The 18257-nt window shown below is 70.3% G+C and carries 18 protein-coding genes and 1 riboswitch; of the genes, 11 read left to right on the forward strand and 7 right to left on the reverse strand.

Going from position 1 to position 18257, the window contains the following annotated elements; translation table 11 throughout:
* Positions 1-7 precede the first annotated feature (7 nt).
* The 4 genes from V5E28_RS25830 (at position 8) to V5E28_RS25845 (ending at position 5042) form a co-directional block, all read left to right on the forward strand.
* Positions 8-787, forward strand: coding sequence for a DeoR/GlpR family DNA-binding transcription regulator (locus tag V5E28_RS25830; RefSeq protein ID WP_336209885.1), 780 nt, complete (start codon positions 8-10; stop codon positions 785-787).
* Positions 784-1863, forward strand: a complete 1080-nt coding sequence (gene galT / locus V5E28_RS25835; protein ID WP_336209887.1) for a galactose-1-phosphate uridylyltransferase — start codon at positions 784-786, stop codon at positions 1861-1863. Before V5E28_RS25830 ends, galT begins: the two co-directional genes overlap by 4 nt.
* A gap of 66 nt (positions 1864-1929) precedes the next feature.
* Positions 1930-2066: riboswitch (cyclic di-AMP (ydaO/yuaA leader) on the forward strand.
* Between the two features lie 5 nt (positions 2067-2071).
* Positions 2072-3061, forward strand: a complete 990-nt coding sequence (locus V5E28_RS25840; RefSeq protein ID WP_336209890.1) for a coiled-coil domain-containing protein — start codon at positions 2072-2074, stop codon at positions 3059-3061.
* A 133-nt stretch (positions 3062-3194) separates the two neighbouring features.
* Positions 3195-5042, forward strand: coding sequence for a sensor histidine kinase (locus V5E28_RS25845; protein ID WP_336209892.1), 1848 nt, complete (start codon positions 3195-3197; stop codon positions 5040-5042).
* Here V5E28_RS25845 and V5E28_RS25850 read toward each other — a convergent pair.
* Both V5E28_RS25850 and V5E28_RS25855 read right to left on the reverse strand, forming a co-directional pair.
* The gene (locus V5E28_RS25850) at positions 5039-5644 is read right to left on the reverse strand and encodes a response regulator transcription factor (protein ID WP_336209895.1); all 606 of its coding nucleotides are present in this window, start codon (positions 5642-5644) and stop codon (positions 5039-5041) included. The two genes, V5E28_RS25845 and V5E28_RS25850, sit on opposite strands and share 4 nt — an antisense overlap.
* A gap of 88 nt (positions 5645-5732) precedes the next feature.
* Positions 5733-6092, reverse strand: a complete 360-nt coding sequence (locus V5E28_RS25855) for an MmcQ/YjbR family DNA-binding protein (RefSeq protein WP_336209899.1) — start codon at positions 6090-6092, stop codon at positions 5733-5735.
* Between the two features lie 11 nt (positions 6093-6103).
* On the opposite strand from V5E28_RS25855, the gene V5E28_RS25860 reads away from it, so the two are divergent.
* Complete coding sequence (locus V5E28_RS25860; protein ID WP_336209900.1) at positions 6104-6610, forward strand: DinB family protein; 507 nt, start codon at positions 6104-6106, stop codon at positions 6608-6610.
* Here the strand turns inward: V5E28_RS25860 and V5E28_RS25865 are convergent.
* A complete protein-coding gene (locus tag V5E28_RS25865) occupies positions 6600-7904 on the reverse strand; it encodes a M50 family metallopeptidase (RefSeq protein ID WP_336209902.1) in 1305 nt (434 codons plus the stop codon). The two genes, V5E28_RS25860 and V5E28_RS25865, sit on opposite strands and share 11 nt — an antisense overlap.
* Before the next feature lie 154 nt (positions 7905-8058).
* Between V5E28_RS25865 and V5E28_RS25870 the strand changes: the two genes are divergently transcribed.
* Positions 8059-8664, forward strand: a complete 606-nt coding sequence (locus V5E28_RS25870) for a response regulator transcription factor (protein ID WP_336209904.1) — start codon at positions 8059-8061, stop codon at positions 8662-8664.
* 127 nt (positions 8665-8791) lie between these two features.
* Here the strand turns inward: V5E28_RS25870 and V5E28_RS25875 are convergent, their stop codons facing one another.
* Complete coding sequence (locus V5E28_RS25875; protein WP_336209905.1) at positions 8792-9907, reverse strand: PP2C family protein-serine/threonine phosphatase; 1116 nt, start codon at positions 9905-9907, stop codon at positions 8792-8794.
* Between the two features lie 118 nt (positions 9908-10025).
* Between V5E28_RS25875 and V5E28_RS25880 the strand changes: the two genes are divergently transcribed.
* Positions 10026-11255, forward strand: coding sequence for a GNAT family N-acetyltransferase (locus V5E28_RS25880; protein WP_336209907.1), 1230 nt, complete (start codon positions 10026-10028; stop codon positions 11253-11255).
* A gap of 14 nt (positions 11256-11269) precedes the next feature.
* Complete coding sequence (locus V5E28_RS25885; protein WP_336209908.1) at positions 11270-11416, forward strand: hypothetical protein; 147 nt, start codon at positions 11270-11272, stop codon at positions 11414-11416.
* Here the strand turns inward: V5E28_RS25885 and V5E28_RS25890 are convergent.
* Entirely contained in the window at positions 11413-11880 is a 468-nt protein-coding gene (locus V5E28_RS25890; protein WP_336209911.1) for a ribose-5-phosphate isomerase, read from the reverse strand. The genes V5E28_RS25885 and V5E28_RS25890 overlap by 4 nt on opposite strands.
* A 105-nt stretch (positions 11881-11985) precedes the next feature.
* Between V5E28_RS25890 and def the strand changes: the two genes are divergently transcribed.
* Both def and V5E28_RS25900 read left to right on the forward strand, forming a co-directional pair.
* Positions 11986-12471 carry a peptide deformylase gene (gene def / locus V5E28_RS25895; RefSeq protein ID WP_336209915.1) on the forward strand — a complete coding sequence of 162 codons (486 nt, stop codon included), beginning with the start codon at positions 11986-11988 and terminating at the stop codon, positions 12469-12471.
* A gap of 9 nt (positions 12472-12480) precedes the next feature.
* Positions 12481-13209, forward strand: a complete 729-nt coding sequence (locus tag V5E28_RS25900) for an SDR family oxidoreductase (protein ID WP_336209918.1) — start codon at positions 12481-12483, stop codon at positions 13207-13209.
* Between the two features lie 151 nt (positions 13210-13360).
* Here V5E28_RS25900 and V5E28_RS25905 read toward each other — a convergent pair whose 3' ends face one another.
* A complete protein-coding gene (locus V5E28_RS25905) occupies positions 13361-14764 on the reverse strand; it encodes an aldehyde dehydrogenase family protein (protein WP_336209921.1) in 1404 nt (467 codons plus the stop codon).
* A gap of 115 nt (positions 14765-14879) precedes the next feature.
* Positions 14880-15500: a mycothiol-dependent nitroreductase Rv2466c family protein gene (locus tag V5E28_RS25910; protein ID WP_336209924.1), complete on the reverse strand. Its 621-nt coding sequence runs from the start codon at positions 15498-15500 to the stop codon at positions 14880-14882.
* A 90-nt stretch (positions 15501-15590) separates the two neighbouring features.
* On the opposite strand from V5E28_RS25910, the gene pepN reads away from it, so the two are divergent.
* Positions 15591-18155, forward strand: coding sequence for an aminopeptidase N (pepN, locus tag V5E28_RS25915; protein WP_336209926.1), 2565 nt, complete (start codon positions 15591-15593; stop codon positions 18153-18155).
* Positions 18156-18257: the final 102 nt, after the last annotated feature.

The following is an 18257-nucleotide window of genomic DNA, read 5'->3' on the forward strand; positions in this document are numbered from 1 at the left end:
CGGGGGCGTGCTCGCACAGCAGCGTCAGCAGGCGATTCTCGAACGCGTCCGCAGCGCCGGCGGCGTCCGGGTGGCCGATCTCGTCCGCGAGCTCGGCGTTTCCGACATGACGATCCGCCGCGACCTCGAGGTGCTCGCCGAGCGCGGGCTGCTGGAGAAGGTGCACGGCGGCGCGACGGCGCTCGGCCCCGGTTCCACCGAGGAGCCCGGCTTCACCGCCAAGTCCGCCCGCCAGCAGCAGGAGAAAGAGGCGATCGCGCGCCGCGCCGCCCAGCTCGTGCGGCCGGGCACGGCGGTCGCGCTGTCGGCGGGCACCACCACGTGGGCGATGGCCCACCACCTGATCGGCGTGCCCGAGCTCACGGTGATCACCAATTCGGTGCCCGTCGCCGACGTCTTCCACCGCAACCCACGCGCCGACCGCACCGTCGTGCTCACCGGCGGCGTCCGCACCCCCTCCGACGCGCTGGTCGGCCCGGTGGCCGTGGCGGCGATCCGACGGCTGCACGTGGACACCCTCTTCCTGGGCGTGCACGGGATGAGCGTGCGCGCCGGCTTCACCACGCCCAACCTGCTCGAATCCGAGACTGACAGGGAGCTGGTGAGCGCCGCGCACCGGCTGGTCGTGCCCGCGGACCACACCAAGTGGAACACGGTCGGCATCAGCACGATCGCCGAGCTGACCGAGGCCGACGTCGTCATCAGCGACCCGGGGTTGCCCGAGGAAGCACGCATGGAGCTGGTCGAACGGGCCGGAGAACTGATCATCGCGGAGGACTCGCAGTGAAGCGCACCATCACCCATCTGGCCGACGGCCGTGAACTGATCTACTTCGATCGGCGCGACGACGCCGACCGGAGCGCGATCGACCGCCGGCCGCTCGATCCCCGGCCGGTGGCGTCCGAGCTGCGCTACGACCCGCTGACCGACGAGTGGATCGCGATGGCGGGGCACCGGCAGACCCGGACGTTCCTGCCTCCGGCCGACGAGTGCCCGCTGTGCCCGTCGTCCGACACGAGGGCTTCGGAGATCCCGGCTCACGACTACGACGTCGTGGTGTTCGAGAACCGATTCCCCTCCTTTTCCGGAAATTTCGGCTCTTACCAGGACCCTGGTGGGCTGAGTGAGGTCCGTCCGGGCGCAGGGCGGTGCGAGGTGGTGTGCTTCACGTCCGAGCACTCCTCCTCGTTCTCCCGGCTCTCCGACGAGCAGGTCGAGCTGGTCATGGAGGCCTGGGCGGACCGCACGGCCGAGCTGTCCGCGATCGAGGGCGTGGAGCAGGTCTTCTGCTTCGAGAACCGGGGCGAGGAGATCGGTATCACGATCTTCCACCCGCACGGCCAGATCTACGCCTACCCCTACGTCACCCCCAAGACCAGGCTGCAGCTCGGCGCCGCCAGGCGTTATGCCGAGCGCCACCCCGGCCGCAACCTCTACGCCGACGTGCTGGACGCCGAGCGGGCCGGGCCCCGGGTGGTGGCCGCCAACGAGCTGTGGACGGCCTTCGTGCCCGCCGCCGCCCGCTGGCCGTTCGAGGTGCACCTCTATCCGCACCGGCAGGTGCCGGACCTTGCGGCGCTGTCGGAGGCGGAGCGTGCGGCGTTCGCACCGCTCTACACCTCGGTCCTGCGGGCGCTCGACGGCCTGTTCGACGTCGCGATGCCGTACATCTCGGCCTGGCACCAGGCGCCGGTACGGCAGGACCGCGAGCTGGGCTACCTGCACCTGGAGCTGTTCTCCATCCGGCGGGCTCCCGGCAAGCTGAAGTTCCTGGCAGGATCGGAGTCGGCCATGGGCGCCTTCGTCAACGACGTGCTCCCGGAAGAGGCTGCGCGCATGCTTCGATCACAGGTAGATCACTAATTGATTTCTGGTTGGAGTCGCATTACTCGTGATCTACCACTAATATCCCTTCAAGCACGGCCGTAACGTCGTGTAACGCCTAATCCCGGGCGAGTTGCCCGGGAGCCGGGGACCCACCGCACTTGGGGTGAAGCCGCTTCGGTGGCAGGGAGCTCTCTTGCCCGAACCCGTCAGCTAACCCGGCCGGCAGAGGGAGAGGAACCCGTACGTGGCGGCAGCGTCCCCCGCGCAACTGGCCATCGGCGTCATCACCGCGGCAGCGGTGGCCCTCATCCCGGCGACCGGCTCCGCCGCCGTCTCCGGCCCAGCGGCGGCGACCACCACCGCGGACCCCAAGCCCACCGAAAGCCGGCTCCGGGCCGAGCTCAAGGCGCTGAACCAGAAGGTCGACAAACTCATCGAGCGCTACAACCTCAAGCGCGTCGAGCTGGCCGAGGCCCAGAAGGCCGCCGAAGCGGCCAAGAAGCGCCTGGACACGGCCGACGAGGCGCTGACCACGGCCCAGCGGCGCGTCGCCGAGCTGGCCTCGCTGCGCTATCAGAACGGCGGCATGCCCCTGCCGACCATCGTGATGCCGCCCGACGGCGCCGCCGCCGCCGTGCTGGAGCAGCTCACCGCCAATCAGACGGCCGTGGTGCAGGGCGTGGCCGACGCGCGCGATGAGAAGAAGAAGGCCGCCGACGACGCGGCGGCGCTCGCCCGCGACATCAGCGCCGACACCGCCGAGGTGGCCAAGCAGCGCGACGACGCCAAGGACGTCATCGGGGACATCCAGAAGAAGCTGCAGGAGCTCGTCCCGTTCAGCACCGGCCGCCGCTCCGACGGCAGCTGGGCCCCCCAGCTCCCCTCAGGCGCCGACAACATCACCGGCCGCACCCGGGCGATGCGCGAGCAGATCCAGAAGAACTTCAGGCTGCCGTTCTCGGTGGGCTGCTTCCGTTCCGGCGGCGGTGGCGAGCACCCCCTGGGCCGGGCGTGCGACTTCATGATGAGCACCGGCGGCAGCATGCCCAGTGCCGTCAACAACGTCCTGGGCGACAGCATCGCCGCCTGGACCCTCCAGAACCGCGACAAGCTCGGCGTCAAGTACGTCATCTGGAAGCAGCGGATCAACCACGGCTCCGGCTGGAGCGCGATGTCGGACCGCGGCAGCGTCACCGAGAACCACTACGACCACGTACACGTCTCCATGCAGTGAGCCCCGCGGGGCGTCGGGCCACGTCGGGAGATCGCGTCCGGCGAAGCGGCGGATGGCGCACTCCGTGATCCGGGCGAGCTGACCGACCGCCTGCTTGCGTATCCTTCGTATGCATTTTGCACATGGAGGGCATATGGAGCTGAAACCGCAGGTCGCGCGGGCCTTGGTCGCGGCCTCGCTCCTTGCCCTGCTCGCGGCCAGGGTCGGCCAGCTCCTCCATCCCGGCGCCGGCCCCCTGCCGCACAGGATGATCGCCATCCCGATGGTCGTCGCCCTGATCACGGTGTACGGGCTGATGGTGTTCCGCGACCGGCTCGGCTCCGGCCTGCCGATGACCGTGACGGCATTGCTGACCTTCGGCCCCTACCTCGTCGTCGGCGGCACGTGGGGGCCGATCGCGGGCGTCCTCGGCTCGGCCGTCCTGCTGGCCCTGGCGGCACCCACGTCCTGGCTGCTGTTCGCACTGATCATGGTCGCCGACACCGGTGTCTCCTGCCTGTACTACTGGGACTCCCCCGCGGTCATCGCCGCGCGGGCGGTGACCTGCCTGAACGTCGGGCTCAGCCTCTTCGCGGTGGTCCGGCTCGCCGAACGGGTCCGGCTGGCGAACGCGCACCGGCAGCAGCTCGCCGGGCTCGCCGTCGCCAGAGACCGCCTTGGCACCGCCCATCACCTGCAGGCGACCATCGGAACGGAGCTTTCCGCCATCGTCGGCACGGCCCGCCGCCTCGGCGATGGCACCGGGCCCGATCCGGGGCGCCGCCTGGACGATGCCCGGGCGAGCCTGGCAGAGATCGTGGAGCGCGCCCGGCGGGCCCTTTCCGCGGCCCGTGAGATCGCCGACACGCACCGGCAGGCCGCCGCGCCCGCCGAGCCCACGCAGAGCGTGCCGGTCCCGGTCATGTTCAGATTCGCCTGGTGGATCCTGCTCCTCGTGGTGATCAATGTCTCCGCCGTCACGCTCGTCAACGTGGACGAGCGCCAGTCCCCCGATGCGGCCGGATGGGCCGCGGCGCTCGCCGTCCTGGTCGTCTCCAGCGGGCTGCAGCTCTATCACGGCGCGCCTCGCCGTACCGCGCCGAGCCCGCGCGTCTGGCCGTGGACCCTCGCGGCACACGCGGTCGTCCTGGCCTGTGGGCTGCTCCTGTACGGCACGGCCATGCTGCCGCCCGTGTTCCTGGCCGTCGGCGCCGTGACGGTGCGGGTGCGGCCGCCATGGTCCCTGGCCGCCGGCGGCCTGTTCCTGGCGGGCCTGGCGTTCGTACCGGACCCCGACTATCTCACCAGCCGCCTCTACTGGCTCTCCGGAGCGGTCATGGGAGTGACCAGCGTCTACTCTCTCTGCCGCCTGCCCGAGGTCACAAGGCATCTGAACGAGACCAGGGACCGGCTCGCCCGGATGGCGGTGCTGCAGGCCCGCCTGCGGGTCGCCAGGGACGTCCACGACTTCCTCGGATCCGGCCTGTCAGCGATCGTCCTCAAGGGCGAGCTCGCCGCCAGGCTCATCAGCTCCGACCCGGACAAGGCCTTCCAGGAGGTGCGCGAGCTCTCCCCCATCGCCCAGCGCACCCTGGGCGAGGTGAGGGCCGTCACGGGCCTTCCCGCCAGGCTCGCCTTCACCGACGAGCTGGCCGCCGCCCGCTCCCTGCTGGAGGCCGCCGGGATCCGGCTGGCGGTCGACGCGGCGATGCCCTGCTTCCCGGCCGAGACCGAGACGCTGCTGGCCACCGTGCTGCGCGAGGCCACGACCAATGTCGTGCGCCACTCCCGCGCCGGGCTCACCAGCGTCGAGACCGTGCTGGAGGACGGCGTGGCACGGCTCCGGGTGTCCAATGACGGCCTCGACGACGGACCTGCCCCCTCCCCCCGACGAGGTACTGGGCTGGACAATCTGGCCGAGCGTGCCGCGGAGGCGGGCGGGCGGCTGGTGGCCGGGCCGGTGGGCAACCTGTTCGTGCTGACCGCCGAGGTGCCCGTCTAGAGCCAGCCGGCCTCGGTGGCGATGCGGATGGCGTCCACCCGGTTGCGCGCGCTGAGCTTGGACACCGCCGAGGCCAGGTAGTTGCGGACGGTGCCGTAGGTCAGGTGGAGCCGTGCGGCCACCTCCCGAGGGGACGCGCCGGCCGCCGTGAGGCGGAGGACGTCCAGCTCGCGGTCGGTGAGCGGGTTCCCCGATGCGTCGAGAGCCGCGTAGGCGAGCTGCGGATCGATGACGCGGCCGCCCGCGGCCACGATACGGATCGCGGAGACGAGATCTTCGGGGCGCGAGTCCTTGAGGATGAAGCCGGACACCTGCGCGCTGATCCCGCGGCGCAGGTTGCCCGGCCGGCCGACGGCGGTCAGGATCAGCGTCTTGCAAGTGGGGAGCCGCCGGGTCAGCTCGGCCGCGGCGTCCAGACCGCTCATCTTGGGCATCTCGATGTCGAGGACGGCGACGTCGGGCCGGTGATCCAGAGCGGCGGGCACGATGCCGTCGCCGTCCGCGACCTCGGCGACGACCTCCATGTCGTCCTCCAACCGCAGCAGCCCGGCCAACGCCTCCCGCAGGATCCGCACATCCTCCGCCAACAGCACACGAATCATCGAAACACCCCGGTAGCAGGATAAATCCTGTCAACATCGCATCTGTCCATCGCGGCCACGCATGGCCGGAGCGAGCTCCTGCCCTCGGTCACGGGGAGGGCATGCGTTCGACGAGGGACTTGGGCGCGATCTGGCGGTAGGCGTCCGCGACGATCTCCGAGATCTCCGCCCAGTCCACGTCGTCGACGTCCAGGTAGACGCCCAGCCAGCCGCGGTGACCCACGTACGGCGGGCGGAAGAAGCGCGCCGGGTCCCCGGCCACCAGCTCCTCCTGCGCCCCCGGAGGGGCCGCGCACCAGAAGGCGAGCCGGTCGTCGTGGTGGTGGTCGGCGTAGGTGACGAACGTCTTCTTGCCCCGGACGAACCAGGTGGGCTCACCGTGGCTGATCCGTTCCGTGGTCTCGGGTAGGGCGAGGCAGATCACTCGCAGCGCATCCAGAGGGTCCATAATCGGACACTATGCGGGAGAATCCCTATCCGGCCTACATAGCCGGCGAACGCGAGATGCTGGACGAGTGGCTGGACTGGCATCGCGAGACGCTGTTGCTCAAGTGCCAGGGGCTCAGCGACGAGCAGCTGCGCCGGAGGCCGGTGCCACCGTCGACGCTGTCGCTGCTCGGGCTGGTGCGGCACATGGCCAACGTGGAGCGCTCCTGGTTCCGCCGCCACCTGGCGGGCGAGGACATCCCGCACCTGTTCTCCGACCTGGAGGAGTTCGCCGTACCGGAGACGGCCACCTGGGAGGAGGCGTGCGGGCAGTGGCGCGAGGAGGTGACGCGGGCCCGCAAGCTGGCCAGGTGCGTGTCGCTGGACACGCTCGCCAAGCGCGGCCGGGAGGGCCAGGCCCTGTCACTGCGGTGGATCATGACTCACATGATCGAGGAGTACGCGCGCCACAACGGCCACGCCGACCTGCTGCGCGAGCGGGTCGACGGGATGACCGGCGACGGGGACGTCAGCCCGTGAGCCTGAGCGGGTTGATCAGGTCGGCGTAGACGAGCAGACCGGCCATTATGATCATGACCAGCGCCAGCGCGTAGGTGAGCGGCAGCACCTTGGCGATGTCGACGTATTTGGGCTCGGGACGGCGCATGACGCGGGCGTAGCCGCGCTTGAGGCCCTCCCACAGCCCGCCGGCGATGTGTCCGCCGTCGAGCGGCAGCAGCGGGATCAGGTTGAACATACCGATCGCCAGGTTGAAGCCGGCCAGCAGGTTGATAAAGATGGCCAGCTTCTGTGTGCCGGTCATGTCCGAGGCGAGGATCTCGCCGCCCATGCGTCCCGCTCCTACGACGCCGACCGGCCCCTCCGGATCGCGCTCCTCGCCGGAGAAGGCGGCGTGCCAGACGCCGACCATCTTCTCCGGCAGGTTCAGCAGCGACTGCGCCACCCTGCCGGTGAGGTCGGCCATGTAGCCCACTACCTCGCCGATGCCCTGCTGCTGCATGACCTGCGTGGGCAGCACGCCGAGGAAGCCGACGTTGCGCTCGATGACCTTGGGGTCGTCGGGCTTGGGCCGATCCTGGGCGATGAGCGTGACGTTCAGCGTCATGGGCTTGCCGTCCCGGACGATGCCGAGCGCGATGTCGCCGGCTCCGTGCGAGCGGATCAGGCGGGTGGCGTCCTCCCACGTCTCGATCTTCTGGTTGTCGAGGGAGACGATGGTGTCACCCGGCTTCAGGCCCGCCTTGGAGGCCGGGGTCGGCTGGTCGCCGGAGCGGCACGCCGTGCGCTGCTCGCTGACCGGGATCACGCACGTGTTGGTCTCGGGCGACACGATGGGGGCGTACGTCGGCAGGCCGATGCCGACGAGCAGGATCGTGTAGAGGATGAATGCCAGCACGAAGTTCATCGCCGGACCGCCGGACATGATGATGACCTTCTGCCACCACTTCTTGCGGTAGAAGACCCGGTCCTCGTCGCCAGGCCGCACCTCTTCCTGCGCCGCCTCGCGGGCGGTCTCGATCAGGCTCTGGAACGGCCCGGTCGAGCTGCCCCGCAGCTTGGTCGGGTCGTCGCCGGGCCGGGGCGGCAGCATGCCGATCATGCGGATGTAACCGCCCAGGGGCAGCCACTTGATGCCGTACTCCGTCTCGCCCCTGCGTCGGGACCACGCGGTCGAGCCGAACCCCACCATGTACTGCGTCACCCGGACGCCGAAGATCTTGGCGGGCACGAGATGACCGATCTCGTGCAACGCGATGGACACCATCAGTCCGATGAAGAAGATGGCGATCCCCGCGAGGAAGAGCCAATCCATATACGCGCGCTCCAGGCCGGCGGAAAGTCTCGACAGGCACAGACTAGTCGAACTCTCCACACCTGGATGGCTTGCGCCTGCTTTGACGAATCCTGGCATCGCGTTGACAGTCCGCGACCGGACGATCACCCTGGGACGTGACGGAGGGAGCGTCTTGATCCGGATCTTGGTCGCCGAGCACCTGGCTCTGGTGCGGCGGGGCCTGGTGGCCTCACTGGAGGCGGAGCCGGACCTGAGGGTGGTCGCCGAGGTCGCCAGCGCCGAGGAGGTGCTGCCGGAGGCCTTGGCGCACGAGCCCGACGCGGCGGTCGTCGATCTGGACCTGCCCGGCGCGGGTGCGCTGCCCGCCACCGCGGCCCTGCGCGACCTGGCGCCGGGCTGCGGAGTGCTGATCCTTTCCGCCCAGCCGACCCCCGGCCAGGTGCGCAACGCCCTGGCCGCGCACGCGCTGGGCTTCATGAGCCTCGATGTGGCGCCGGAGCGGCTCGCCGAAGGGCTGAGGCAGATCGCCGCGGGCCGGCGCGCGATCGACCCGGAAATGGCCGTCGCCGCCCTGCAGTCGGCCGCGAACCCGCTGACCAGGCGCGAGCTCGACGTGCTGCGCATCGCGGCGGGCGGGGCCCGCTCGACGGAGATCGCCGACCAGCTCTTCCTGTCGGTCGGCACCGTACGTAATCACCTGTCGCGGATCATGTGCAAGACCGGCGCCCGCAACCGTCTCGACGCGGTGCGCATCGCCAGCGACTCCGGCTGGCTGTGAAGGCGGGACCCGGAAGAGCCGCGCCGCTCCACCGGGGCCCGGGTCCTGCGGCGGCACTACGAGAATCTCAGGTGGCCCTGCCCGCTGCCAGTGACCGCGATCACGTGCCGACCCATGTGATTCGTCACTACGGGCGCCAGATGAGCACCAGCGCGCAGTCGTCGTTGTGGCCCGAGGCCATGGCGTTGACCAGGGCGCGGGCTCCGTCGCGGAATCCCGACGGCAGCAGCCGCTCGGCCTCGCCCAGCAGCCTGTCGAGTCCGGCGTCGATGTCGCGCCCCGGCTGCTCGATCAGCCCGTCGGTGTAGAGCAGCAGCGCGTCGCCCTTGTGCAGGGTGCCGCTGTCGGGCTCGCAGTGAAGATCGGGCACGACGCCGAGGACCACACCCTTGGCCGAGGCGACCTCCCAGTTGCCCGTGCCCGCGTCGAACTTCACCACCGGCGGGTGACCCGCCGACGTGATCGTGTAGTCGCCCGTGGCCAGATCCAGCCTGACGTGGACGGCGGTGACGAACCCCTCGTCGCCGCGCTGGCGGTGCAGGTAGGCGTTGCAGGCGGGCAGGAAGTCGTCGACCGAGCCCAGCAGCCCGCCGAAGGTGCCCGACAGCAGCAGCGCCCTGGTGCCGGCGTCGACGCCCTTGCCGGACACGTCGACCAGCGCGATGTCCACCTGGTCCCCGTCGCGCATGGAGACGAGGAAGTCACCGCCGAAGGAGGAGCCGCCCGCCTGCTTGAGCACCACCTTGCCGCCCCAGTCCTTGGGCAGCGGGGGCAGCTCGCCCTGGCTTCTCAGCCGGTCGCGCAGCTCCAGCAGCATCGCGTCGCCGCGCAGACCCTGCACGCCGAGCTTGCCGCGGGTGCGGGCCATGAGCACGGCCAGCACCGTGGTGAAGCCGATCGTCACCATCAGGCCGAGCCCGACGCGGCCCATGCCGAGCGTGAGGGCGATGTAGCCGAGCGCGACGGCGACCGCCGCCAGCAGCTTGATCAGGCTGCGCACCCGCAGCTGAAGCCCGCCCACCAGGGTGACCAGGATGAGCAGGGAGGGGGAGAACCACTCCGTCGACACCCGCGCGGCCAGCAGGCCGATGACGAGTGACAGCGTGGTGAGCGTGACCAGCAGGTTGCGCTCACGGGCGAAAGGCCCGCGCCGGAGGAATCGTACGGCCTGCACCAGGAGAGGCACCCGCACGAGCAGCGCGCGGAGCCGTGGTGGGATCAGCGGCGCCGGACGGGAACTCATGATGCGCCTGACTGTATCGGTCTGAGCCATCTTTGGGCAGCCCACTTGACCAATACCTTGATCATTAAGCACCGATATTCAGTGGCCGTCCCGCTTGGTCCGTACGTACCTTGGAAGGATGACGTACCCGATCCGTCCTATTGTCGAAGCCGAGTGGAGATCGTTCGGCGACGTGCTGGCCGAGGGGTTCGCCTCCTCTCCGCATCCCGTCCAGGCCGAGCGCTACAAGGCAGAGACCGAGTTCGACCGCACCCTCGCCGCTTTCGACGGCGACACCATCGTCGGGTGCACCTCAATCTACAGCCTCCGGATGACGGTGCCGGGCGGGCCGATTCCCGTCGCGGGTGTGACGGCCGTCAGCGTGCTGCCCTCGCACCGCCGCCGGGGCGTGCTGTCGGCGCTGATGCGCAGGCAACTCACCGACATCCGCGAGCGCGGGGAGGCGGTGGCGGCGCTGTACGCGTCGGAGGCGCCGATCTACGGCAGGTTCGGGTACGGCAGGGCCGCCGGCGAGATGGCGTTCACCATCGACAAGCACGGCGCCGGCTTCGTCAAGGACGCGCCCGTGGATCCGGCGCTGAGACTCAGGGTCGTCAAGCCGGCCGAGGCGCGCGGCGAGTTCGAGCGGTTGTTCGCCACCGTCGTGAGCCGGCGTCCCGGCCTGTACGAGCGCAAGAAGGAATTCTGGGACAACGTCCTGGCCGACGAGGAGTTCGACCAGCGGGGCGCGGGCGTGCTCCGCTCGGTGATCGCCGAGGACGACCACGGCGTGCGTGGCTACGCGTTGTTCAGGATCAAGCCGGAGTGGGACTCGAGCGGCCTGCCCGCCGGCGAGCTGAGGCTGAACGAGCTGTTCGCGGCGGATCCGGCCGCCTACGCGCTGCTCTGGCGCGGTGTTCTGGACCGTGACCTGGTCACCAAGGTCGTCACCTACGGCCGGCCGGTGGACGACCCGCTGTTCGCGCTGGTCGCCAACCCCCGCCATCTGCGCGCCCGCTGGTCCGACGAGCTCTGGGTGCGCCTGGTCGAGGTGGACACGGCGCTGACCTCGCGCTCCTACGCGGCGCCGGTGGACGTGGTGCTGGAGGTCGAGGACGACGTGTGCCCCTGGAACTCCCGCCGCTGGCGGCTCAGCGCCGACACCACGGGCGCGGAGTGCAAGCCGGTCGACGACGAGCCGGACATCACGCTGAAGGCGGCCTCGCTCGGGTCGGCCTATCTGGGCGACGGGATGCTTGTCGAGCAACTCGGCGCCGGACTCCTCGGCGAGCGCACGCCGGGCGCCGTCGGCGCGCTGGCCACGGCCATGTCATGGAGTCCCAGGCCCTGGGGCGGCCTGACGTTCTGACGTAGAGTCGGGGCATGGCCCTGCAGAGCTTGCAGATCACTGCGATCACGGCGATGCGCGCGCGGGACGTCTCGCGGCCGTCGAAGGAGCAGCAGGAGGCCGCCGACAGGCGGCCCCTGCGTGACGAGATGCCCAAACGCGATTCCAAGCGCAGGAGCTAGGGCAGCGAGGGGAGCTGGCCGATGGTCTCGTAGGCCTGCAGCTGGGCGATGCGTCTGCTGTGCCGCTCGCTGCCGGAGAACGCGGTGCTGAGGAAGACCTCGACGAACCTGGTGGCGTCCTCGGTGGGGTGCATGCGCGCGCCGATGGCGACCACGTTGGCGTTGTTGTGCTCGCGTGAGAGCTGGGCCGTCTCCTCGCTCCAGGCCAGGGCGGCGCGGATGCCGCGCACCTTGTTGGCGGAGATCTGCTCGCCGTTGCCCGATCCGCCGATGACGATCCCCAGGCTGCCCGGGTCGCCCGCCACGCCTTCGGCCGCGCGCAGGCAGAACGCGGGATAGTCGTCCTCCGCGTCGTAGACCGAGGGACCGCAGTCGGTCACCTCGTGCCCGTGGTCCTTCAGCCAGGACACCAGGTGGTTTTTGAGCTCATAGCCGGCATGGTCGGCACCGATGTAGACACGCACCAGCCCAGTCTTCCACAGCCCCGCCCACCCGGCTCCGGTGCCGCTCTCTCTGGCTAGAGTAAGGGCTGCAAACGCCATCCGGCCCTTACGAGAATGGGAGCGTCCATGCGCGAGATCCGCGTGCTCGGCGACCCGGTCCTGCGCACGCCCGCCGAGCCGGTCGAGGGCTTCGACCGGGAGCTGCGCCGGCTCATCGACGAGATGTTCCAGGCGATGTACGCGGTGGACGGGGTGGGCCTGGCCGGTCCGCAGATCGGCGTGTCGCGGCGCCTGTTCGTCTACGACATCAGCGGCCGCAAGGGGCACGTGGTCAATCCCACGCTCACCGTGGACGACCCGGAGGAGATCCTCGACGAGGAGGGCTGCCTGTCGGTGCCCGACCGCTCGACGGGCCGGCCGCAGTTCGCCCCGGTGGCGCGGGCGGCGGGCGTGACGGTCGAGGGCCTCGACCGGCTGCAGCGCCCGGTGCGCGTCAAGGCCCGCGGCTCGCTCGCACGCTGCTTCCAGCACGAGGCCGAGCATCTCGACGGCAAGCTGTACGTGGACCGCCTGCCGAAGAGCCAAGCCCGGAAGATCCTTTTCCAGGTATAGGTTGAGGTGATGACCTCACTTTCCGGAAAGGGCGCCTTGGTGACCGGCGGCTCGCGCGGCATCGGCAGGGCCGTCGTCGAGCGGCTGGCGGGCGACGGCGCCGACGTGGTCTTCAGCTACCTCCAGGACAGCGAGGCGGCCGAGCGGGTCGCCAAGGAGACCGGCGCGCTGGCCGTGCGGGCCGACCAGGGAAGCAGGCAGGATCTCGACCGGCTGTTCGCCGAGGCCGAGGCGCGGCTGCCCGGGGTCGACATCCTGGTCAACAACGCCGCCGAGACTCTGCGGGGGCTCATCGCCGACGTCACGGACGAGGAGTACGAGCGGGCCTTCGCGGTCAACACCCGTGCCACGTTCCTGGCGATCCAGTGGGCGGCGCGAGTCATGCGCGACGGCGGCCGGATCATCAACCTGTCCACCCTCAACACCGAGCTGCCCGCCCCCGCCACCGCTCTCTACAGCGCGAGCAAGGCGGCGGTCGAGCAGTTCGCCAAGGTGGCGGCGCGCGAGCTCGGCGGGCGTGGCATCACCGCCAACAACGTGCTGCCCGGGACCACCGACACCGACATGCTGCGGGCGGGCAACCCGCCCGAGGCGCTCGAGCGGGTGCCCGGTCTCACCGCGCTGCGGCGGCTCGGCCGGCCGGCGGACATCGCGGCCGTGGTCGCCTTCCTGGCCGGGCCGGACTCGCAGTGGATCACCGGGGAGAGCGTCCGGGCCACCGGCGGGCTGCTCCTCTAGCTGCTCCAGAGCTTGACGTGGTCGGGCCGTGGAAGCCGGGGACGCGCAGGTGCTCGGCGGCGATCATCAGCGGCTCCCCGGCCGGCCCGCGGTAGTCCTCCGGCGCGTCCTCCCATCCCCAATCGGTCACATGTACTGACACGCTCGCTCGTCAAAGCTGCAGAGACTTGATCTCGAAGAATTCTTCGAGGCCGTGCTCGCCGAGCTCGCGACCGATGCCTGAACGCTTGTAGCCGCCGAAGGGGGCCAGCGGGTTGAACCCGCCGCCGTTGATGGCCACCTGGCCGGTGCGCAGCCTGCGCGCCAGCGCGACGGCGCGCTCCTCGGTACCGGCCCAGACCGCGCCCGCCAGACCGTACGGGGTGCCGTCGGCGATCTGCACGGCCTGGTCCTCGGTGGTGTAGGGGATGATCGACAGGACGGGACCGAAGATCTCCTCCTGCTCGATCGCCATGCCCGGCTCGACCCCCGCGAAGACGGTCGGCTCGACGTAGTAGCCGCGCGGCAGCGGACGGTCGGTGCCACCCGCCACCAGCCTGGCGCCTTCCTCCTGGCCGCGGTTGATGTAGCGGACGACGCGGTCGCGCTGCACCTGGGAGACGAGCGGGCCGACGCGGGTGGCCTCGTCGAACGGGTCGCCCACGGTGTACTTGCGCGTGGCCTCGACGGCCAGCCGGACCGCGTCGTCGTACTGGTCGCGATGCACGATCATGCGGGTCCAGGCGGAGCAGGTCTGTCCGGCGTTGACGAAGCAGTTGGCGACGCCCACCTTGACCGCGACGCCGAGGTCGGCGTCGGGCAGGATGACGTTCGCGGACTTGCCGCCGAGCTCCAGGGCGACCCGCTTGACGCTCTCCGCGGCCAGCTCCGCGACCCTGCGACCGGCCGTGGTGGAGCCGGTGAAGGAGATCATGTCCACGTCGGGGTGCGCCGCCATGGCCTCGCCGACGACCGGCCCGCGCCCGCTGACGAGGTTGAAGACGCCGGGGGGCAGCCCCACCTCGTGGAAGATGTCGGCCAGCGCGTAGGCGGCGAGCGGCGCCACCTCGCTCGGCTTGAGCACGACCGTGCACCCGGCGGCGAGCGCGGGGGCGACCTTGGCGACGATCTGGTGCAGCGGATAGTTCCAGGGCGTGATGGCGGCGACGACGCCGACCGGCTCCTTGACGATCAGGGAGTTGCCGACCCGCCGCTCACGCGGGTGGCTCTCGGCGAGCTGGGCGTAGGAGGCCAGCACGCCCGCGGGCATCAGGGTCTGCACCTTGAGCGCGAACCCCAGCGGCGAGCCCATGTCGGTGGCGATGGTCCTGGCGATGTCGTCGGCGCGCTGTTTCAGCAGCTCGGCCGCGGCGGCCAGCAGCTTGGCCCGATCCGAGGGAGCCGTGGCGGACCAGGTGGTGAAGGCTTGCCGAGCCGCTTTCACCGCTGCCTGGACGTCCGCCGGCGCCCCTGCGGGCACGCGGTCGATGATCTCCTCGGTGGCCGGATTGACGACCTCGATCGCCTCTCCCGAGACGGAGGCGGTCCAGGCACCGCCGATGTAAAGCTGACGCATAGTCCTCATCCTGGCGTGCCGGCGGCCACTTTGCGAGGCCGTCGCCCGCCACGGGTTGAGCACTCTCCCCCGCGAGCGCGGCAACTTCTACCGCCCGAGGGGGAAAGCTCGCGTCTCAGTCGAACCGAGGGGATCCGGTGCGGGTGCGCTTGAGCTCGAAGAAGTCGTCGAACTCGGTGACCAGCAGCACGCCGTCCCACAGCCGGCCGGCGTCCTCTCCCCTGGGGATGGAGGTGATCACCGGACCGAAGAACGCGTTGGCGCCGACGCGGATCACGGGCGTGCCGACTTCCTGGCCGACCAGGTCGATGCCCTCGTCGTGCGAGCGCCGGACGGCCTCGTCGTACTCGGCGGAATCCATCGCGCCGATCAGGTCACTGTCGAGACCGGCGGCCACGAGCGACTCCTCGACGATCTCACGCAGGCCGTCGAGCTGCTTGCCCCTGCCCTCGTTGTGCAGGCGGGTGCCGAGCTCGGTGTAGAGGGGGCCGACGACCTGCTCGCCGTACTTGGCCGCGGCGGCGGCCACCACCCTGCCCGGGCCGACGGTCTTGGCGATGCGCTCCCGGTACTCCTCCGGGACGTCCTTGCCCTCGTTGAGGACCTGCAGGCTCATGATGTGCCAGCGCGCCTCGATGGGCCGAACCTTCTCGACTTCGAGCAGCCATCGTGACGTCACCCAGGCGAAAGGACAGAAAGGATCGAACCAGAGGCTCACAGGAGTCTTCTCAGTCATGTGGGGTCATAACCTGGAGAGGTCCGTGTCCTATTCCTGGCGTGGCAGGATACCGACAAACCCCAATGAAGTGGTGAAAAGGAGCGCAACTTGGCAGGCAACCTGACCCGGGACGAGGCTCGTGAGCGGGCCCGGCTGTTGAAGGTCGAGTCGTACGAGGTGGCACTCGACCTCACCGAGGGCGACGAACGCTTCGAAAGCGTGACCACGGTCCGCTTCACCAGCACCCGGCCTGGCGCTTCCACCTTCATCGACCTGCACGGCGCGCGCGTGCGCAAGGTCACGCTCAACGGCCAAGACCTCGACCTCGACGGCTACGACGAGGCCAAGGGACGCTTCCCGCTGCCCTCCCTCGCCGAGTCCAACGAGCTGTTCATCGACGCCGACTGCGCCTACATGCGCACCGGCGAGGGGCTGCACCGCTTCGTCGACCCGGTGGACCAGAAGGTCTACCTGCACAGCCAGTTCGAGACCGCCGACGCGCACCGCATGTACGCCTGCTTCGACCAGCCCGACCTCAAGGCCACCTTCCAGCTCACCGTGCTCGCGCCGGACGACTGGGAGGTCGTCTCCAACGCCGCCGCCTCCGGGGTGCAGAAGCTGCCCGAGCAGCCCGGCAAGCACGGCACCGTGGCCGCCGCCAGGCGCTGGACCTTCCCCGCGACCCCGGTCATGTCCACCTACATCACCGCGCTGGTGGCCGGCCCGTACCACAAGGTGACCGCCGAGCACGACGGGATCCCGCTGGGCATCTACTGCCGCGCCTCGCTGGCCCCGCACCTCGACGCCGACAACATCCTCGAGGTCACCCGGCAGGGCTTCGACTTCTTCCACCAGGTGTTCGGCGTCCGCTACCCGTTCGGCAAGTACGACCAGCTCTTCGTGCCGGAGTTCAACGCCGGGGCGATGGAGAACGCCGGCTGCGTGACGTTCCTGGAGGACTACGTCTTCCGCTCCCGGGTCACCGACGCCGTGGTCGAGCGGCGCGCGGAGACGATCCTGCACGAGATGGCGCACATGTGGTTCGGCGACCTCGTGACCATGCGCTGGTGGGACGACCTGTGGCTGAACGAGTCGTTCGCCACCTACATGTCGGTGCTCGCCCAGGCCGAGGCCACCCGCTGGGGCAAGGGCGCCTGGACGACGTTCGCCAACGTGGAGAAGTCCTGGGCCTACCGCCAGGACCAGCTTCCCTCCACCCACCCGATCGCCGCCGACATCCCGGACATGCAGGCGGTCGAGGTCAACTTCGACGGGATCACCTACGCCAAGGGCGCTTCGGTGCTCAAGCAGCTCGTCGCCTACGTCGGGCTGGACAACTTCCTGGCCGGCGTGCGCGACTACTTCAACGAGCACGCGTGGGGCAACACCGAGCTGAAGGATCTGCTCGGCGCGCTGGAGCGCACCTCGGGCCGCGACCTGTCGTCGTGGTCCAAGGAGTGGCTGGAGACCTCGTGGGTCAACACGCTGCGCCCGTCGTTCGAGGTGGCCGATGGCAGGTTCACCTCGTTCGAGGTGCTGCAGGAGGCTCCGGCGGACTACCCGACGCTGCGCTCGCACCGGGTCGCGATCGGCCTCTACTCCCTCGTGGACGGCGCTCTGACGCGCACCAAGCGGGTCGAGCTCGACGTGGTGGGCGGCCGCACGGCGGTCGCCGAGCTGGTCGGCGAGGAGCAGCCCGACCTGGTGCTGGTCAACGACGACGACCTGACGTACGCCAAGATCCGGCTGGACGAGCGCTCGCTGCGCACGCTGGTCAACGGCGGCATCGCGGCGTTCACCGAGTCGCTGCCCCGCGCGCTGTGCTGGTCGGCGGCCTGGGACATGACCCGTGACGGCGAGATGTCCACCCGCGACTACATCAGGCTGGTCATCTCGGGCATCGCCACGGTCAAGGACCTGACCGTGCTGCAGGCGGTGCTGCGCCAGGCGCGGCAGGCCGCCCAGCAGTACGCCGACCCGGCGTGGCGGGCCGAGGGTCTGGCGCTGCTGGCCGGGGAGCTGCGCTCGCTGGTCGCCGCCGCCCCGCCCGGCTCCGACCACCAGCTCGCCTACCTGCAGGCGTTCGCGCCGGTCGCCACCTCCGAGGAGGACCTGGCGCTGCTGCGGGCGATCCTGGACGGCACCGAGGTGCCCGACGGGCTGTCGGTGGACGCCGACCTGCGCTGGACGCTCGTGCACGCGCTGGTCGTGGGCGGCAAGCTGGGTGAGGCCGAGATCGAGGCCGAGCTGGAGCGCGACCCGACGGCCACCGGCGAGAGGTCGGCGGCGCAGTGCCGGGCGGCCGTCCCGACGGCCGAGGCCAAGGCGGCGGCGTGGGACCGGATCGTGGGCGGCAAGCTCGCCAACCACATCGCCCGCACCACGATCACCGGCTTCCAGGACCCGCAGCACCCCGAGTTGCTCAAGCCCTACCTGGATAGATACTTCGCCGAAGTGGGCCGGATCTACCACGAGTGGACGTTCGACCAGGCCTCGACGTTCGCGGTCGGCTGCTTCCCCTCACTGGTGATCGAGGAGGAGACCGTGCGGGCCGCGCAGGACTATCTGGCGGCCGATCAGCCGCCGCAGGCGCTGCGCCGGCTGATCCTGGAAGGCGCCGACGGCGTCAGCCGCGCCCTGCGCAACCGCGCCAAGGACGCCGCCTCCGCCTGAGGATCGCCCCTTCGGGGCAGCGTCGAGCCGGCTCCGTAAGGCGGGATTCCCCGCCGTACGGAGCCGGGCCGCGTCAGAGCCATGCTCGCCCGCCGAGCATGG

Origin of the sequence: Nonomuraea sp. LPB2021202275-12-8 (assembly GCF_037044575.1) — a bacterium.
In the GTDB taxonomy this organism is placed as follows: Bacteria; Actinomycetota; Actinomycetes; order Streptosporangiales; family Streptosporangiaceae; genus Nonomuraea.

What these genes read in the sequence shown, in the direction of transcription:
- V5E28_RS25845 (WP_336209892.1), top strand. Translation starts at nt 3,195, where the DNA reads ATGGAGCTGAAACCGCAGGTCGCGCGGGCCTTGGTCGCGGCCTCGCTC.
- V5E28_RS25850 (WP_336209895.1), bottom strand. Translation starts at nt 5,644, where the DNA reads ATGATTCGTGTGCTGTTGGCGGAGGATGTGCGGATCCTGCGGGAGGCG.
- V5E28_RS25855 (WP_336209899.1), bottom strand. Translation starts at nt 6,092, where the DNA reads ATGGACCCTCTGGATGCGCTGCGAGTGATCTGCCTCGCCCTACCCGAG.
- V5E28_RS25860 (WP_336209900.1), top strand. Translation starts at nt 6,104, where the DNA reads ATGCGGGAGAATCCCTATCCGGCCTACATAGCCGGCGAACGCGAGATG.
- V5E28_RS25865 (WP_336209902.1), bottom strand. Translation starts at nt 7,904, where the DNA reads ATGGATTGGCTCTTCCTCGCGGGGATCGCCATCTTCTTCATCGGACTG.
- V5E28_RS25875 (WP_336209905.1), bottom strand. Translation starts at nt 9,907, where the DNA reads ATGAGTTCCCGTCCGGCGCCGCTGATCCCACCACGGCTCCGCGCGCTG.
- V5E28_RS25880 (WP_336209907.1), top strand. Translation starts at nt 10,026, where the DNA reads ATGACGTACCCGATCCGTCCTATTGTCGAAGCCGAGTGGAGATCGTTC.
- V5E28_RS25885 (WP_336209908.1), top strand. Translation starts at nt 11,270, where the DNA reads ATGGCCCTGCAGAGCTTGCAGATCACTGCGATCACGGCGATGCGCGCG.
- def (WP_336209915.1), top strand. Translation starts at nt 11,986, where the DNA reads ATGCGCGAGATCCGCGTGCTCGGCGACCCGGTCCTGCGCACGCCCGCC.
- V5E28_RS25900 (WP_336209918.1), top strand. Translation starts at nt 12,481, where the DNA reads ATGACCTCACTTTCCGGAAAGGGCGCCTTGGTGACCGGCGGCTCGCGC.
- V5E28_RS25905 (WP_336209921.1), bottom strand. Translation starts at nt 14,764, where the DNA reads ATGCGTCAGCTTTACATCGGCGGTGCCTGGACCGCCTCCGTCTCGGGA.
- V5E28_RS25910 (WP_336209924.1), bottom strand. Translation starts at nt 15,500, where the DNA reads ATGACTGAGAAGACTCCTGTGAGCCTCTGGTTCGATCCTTTCTGTCCT.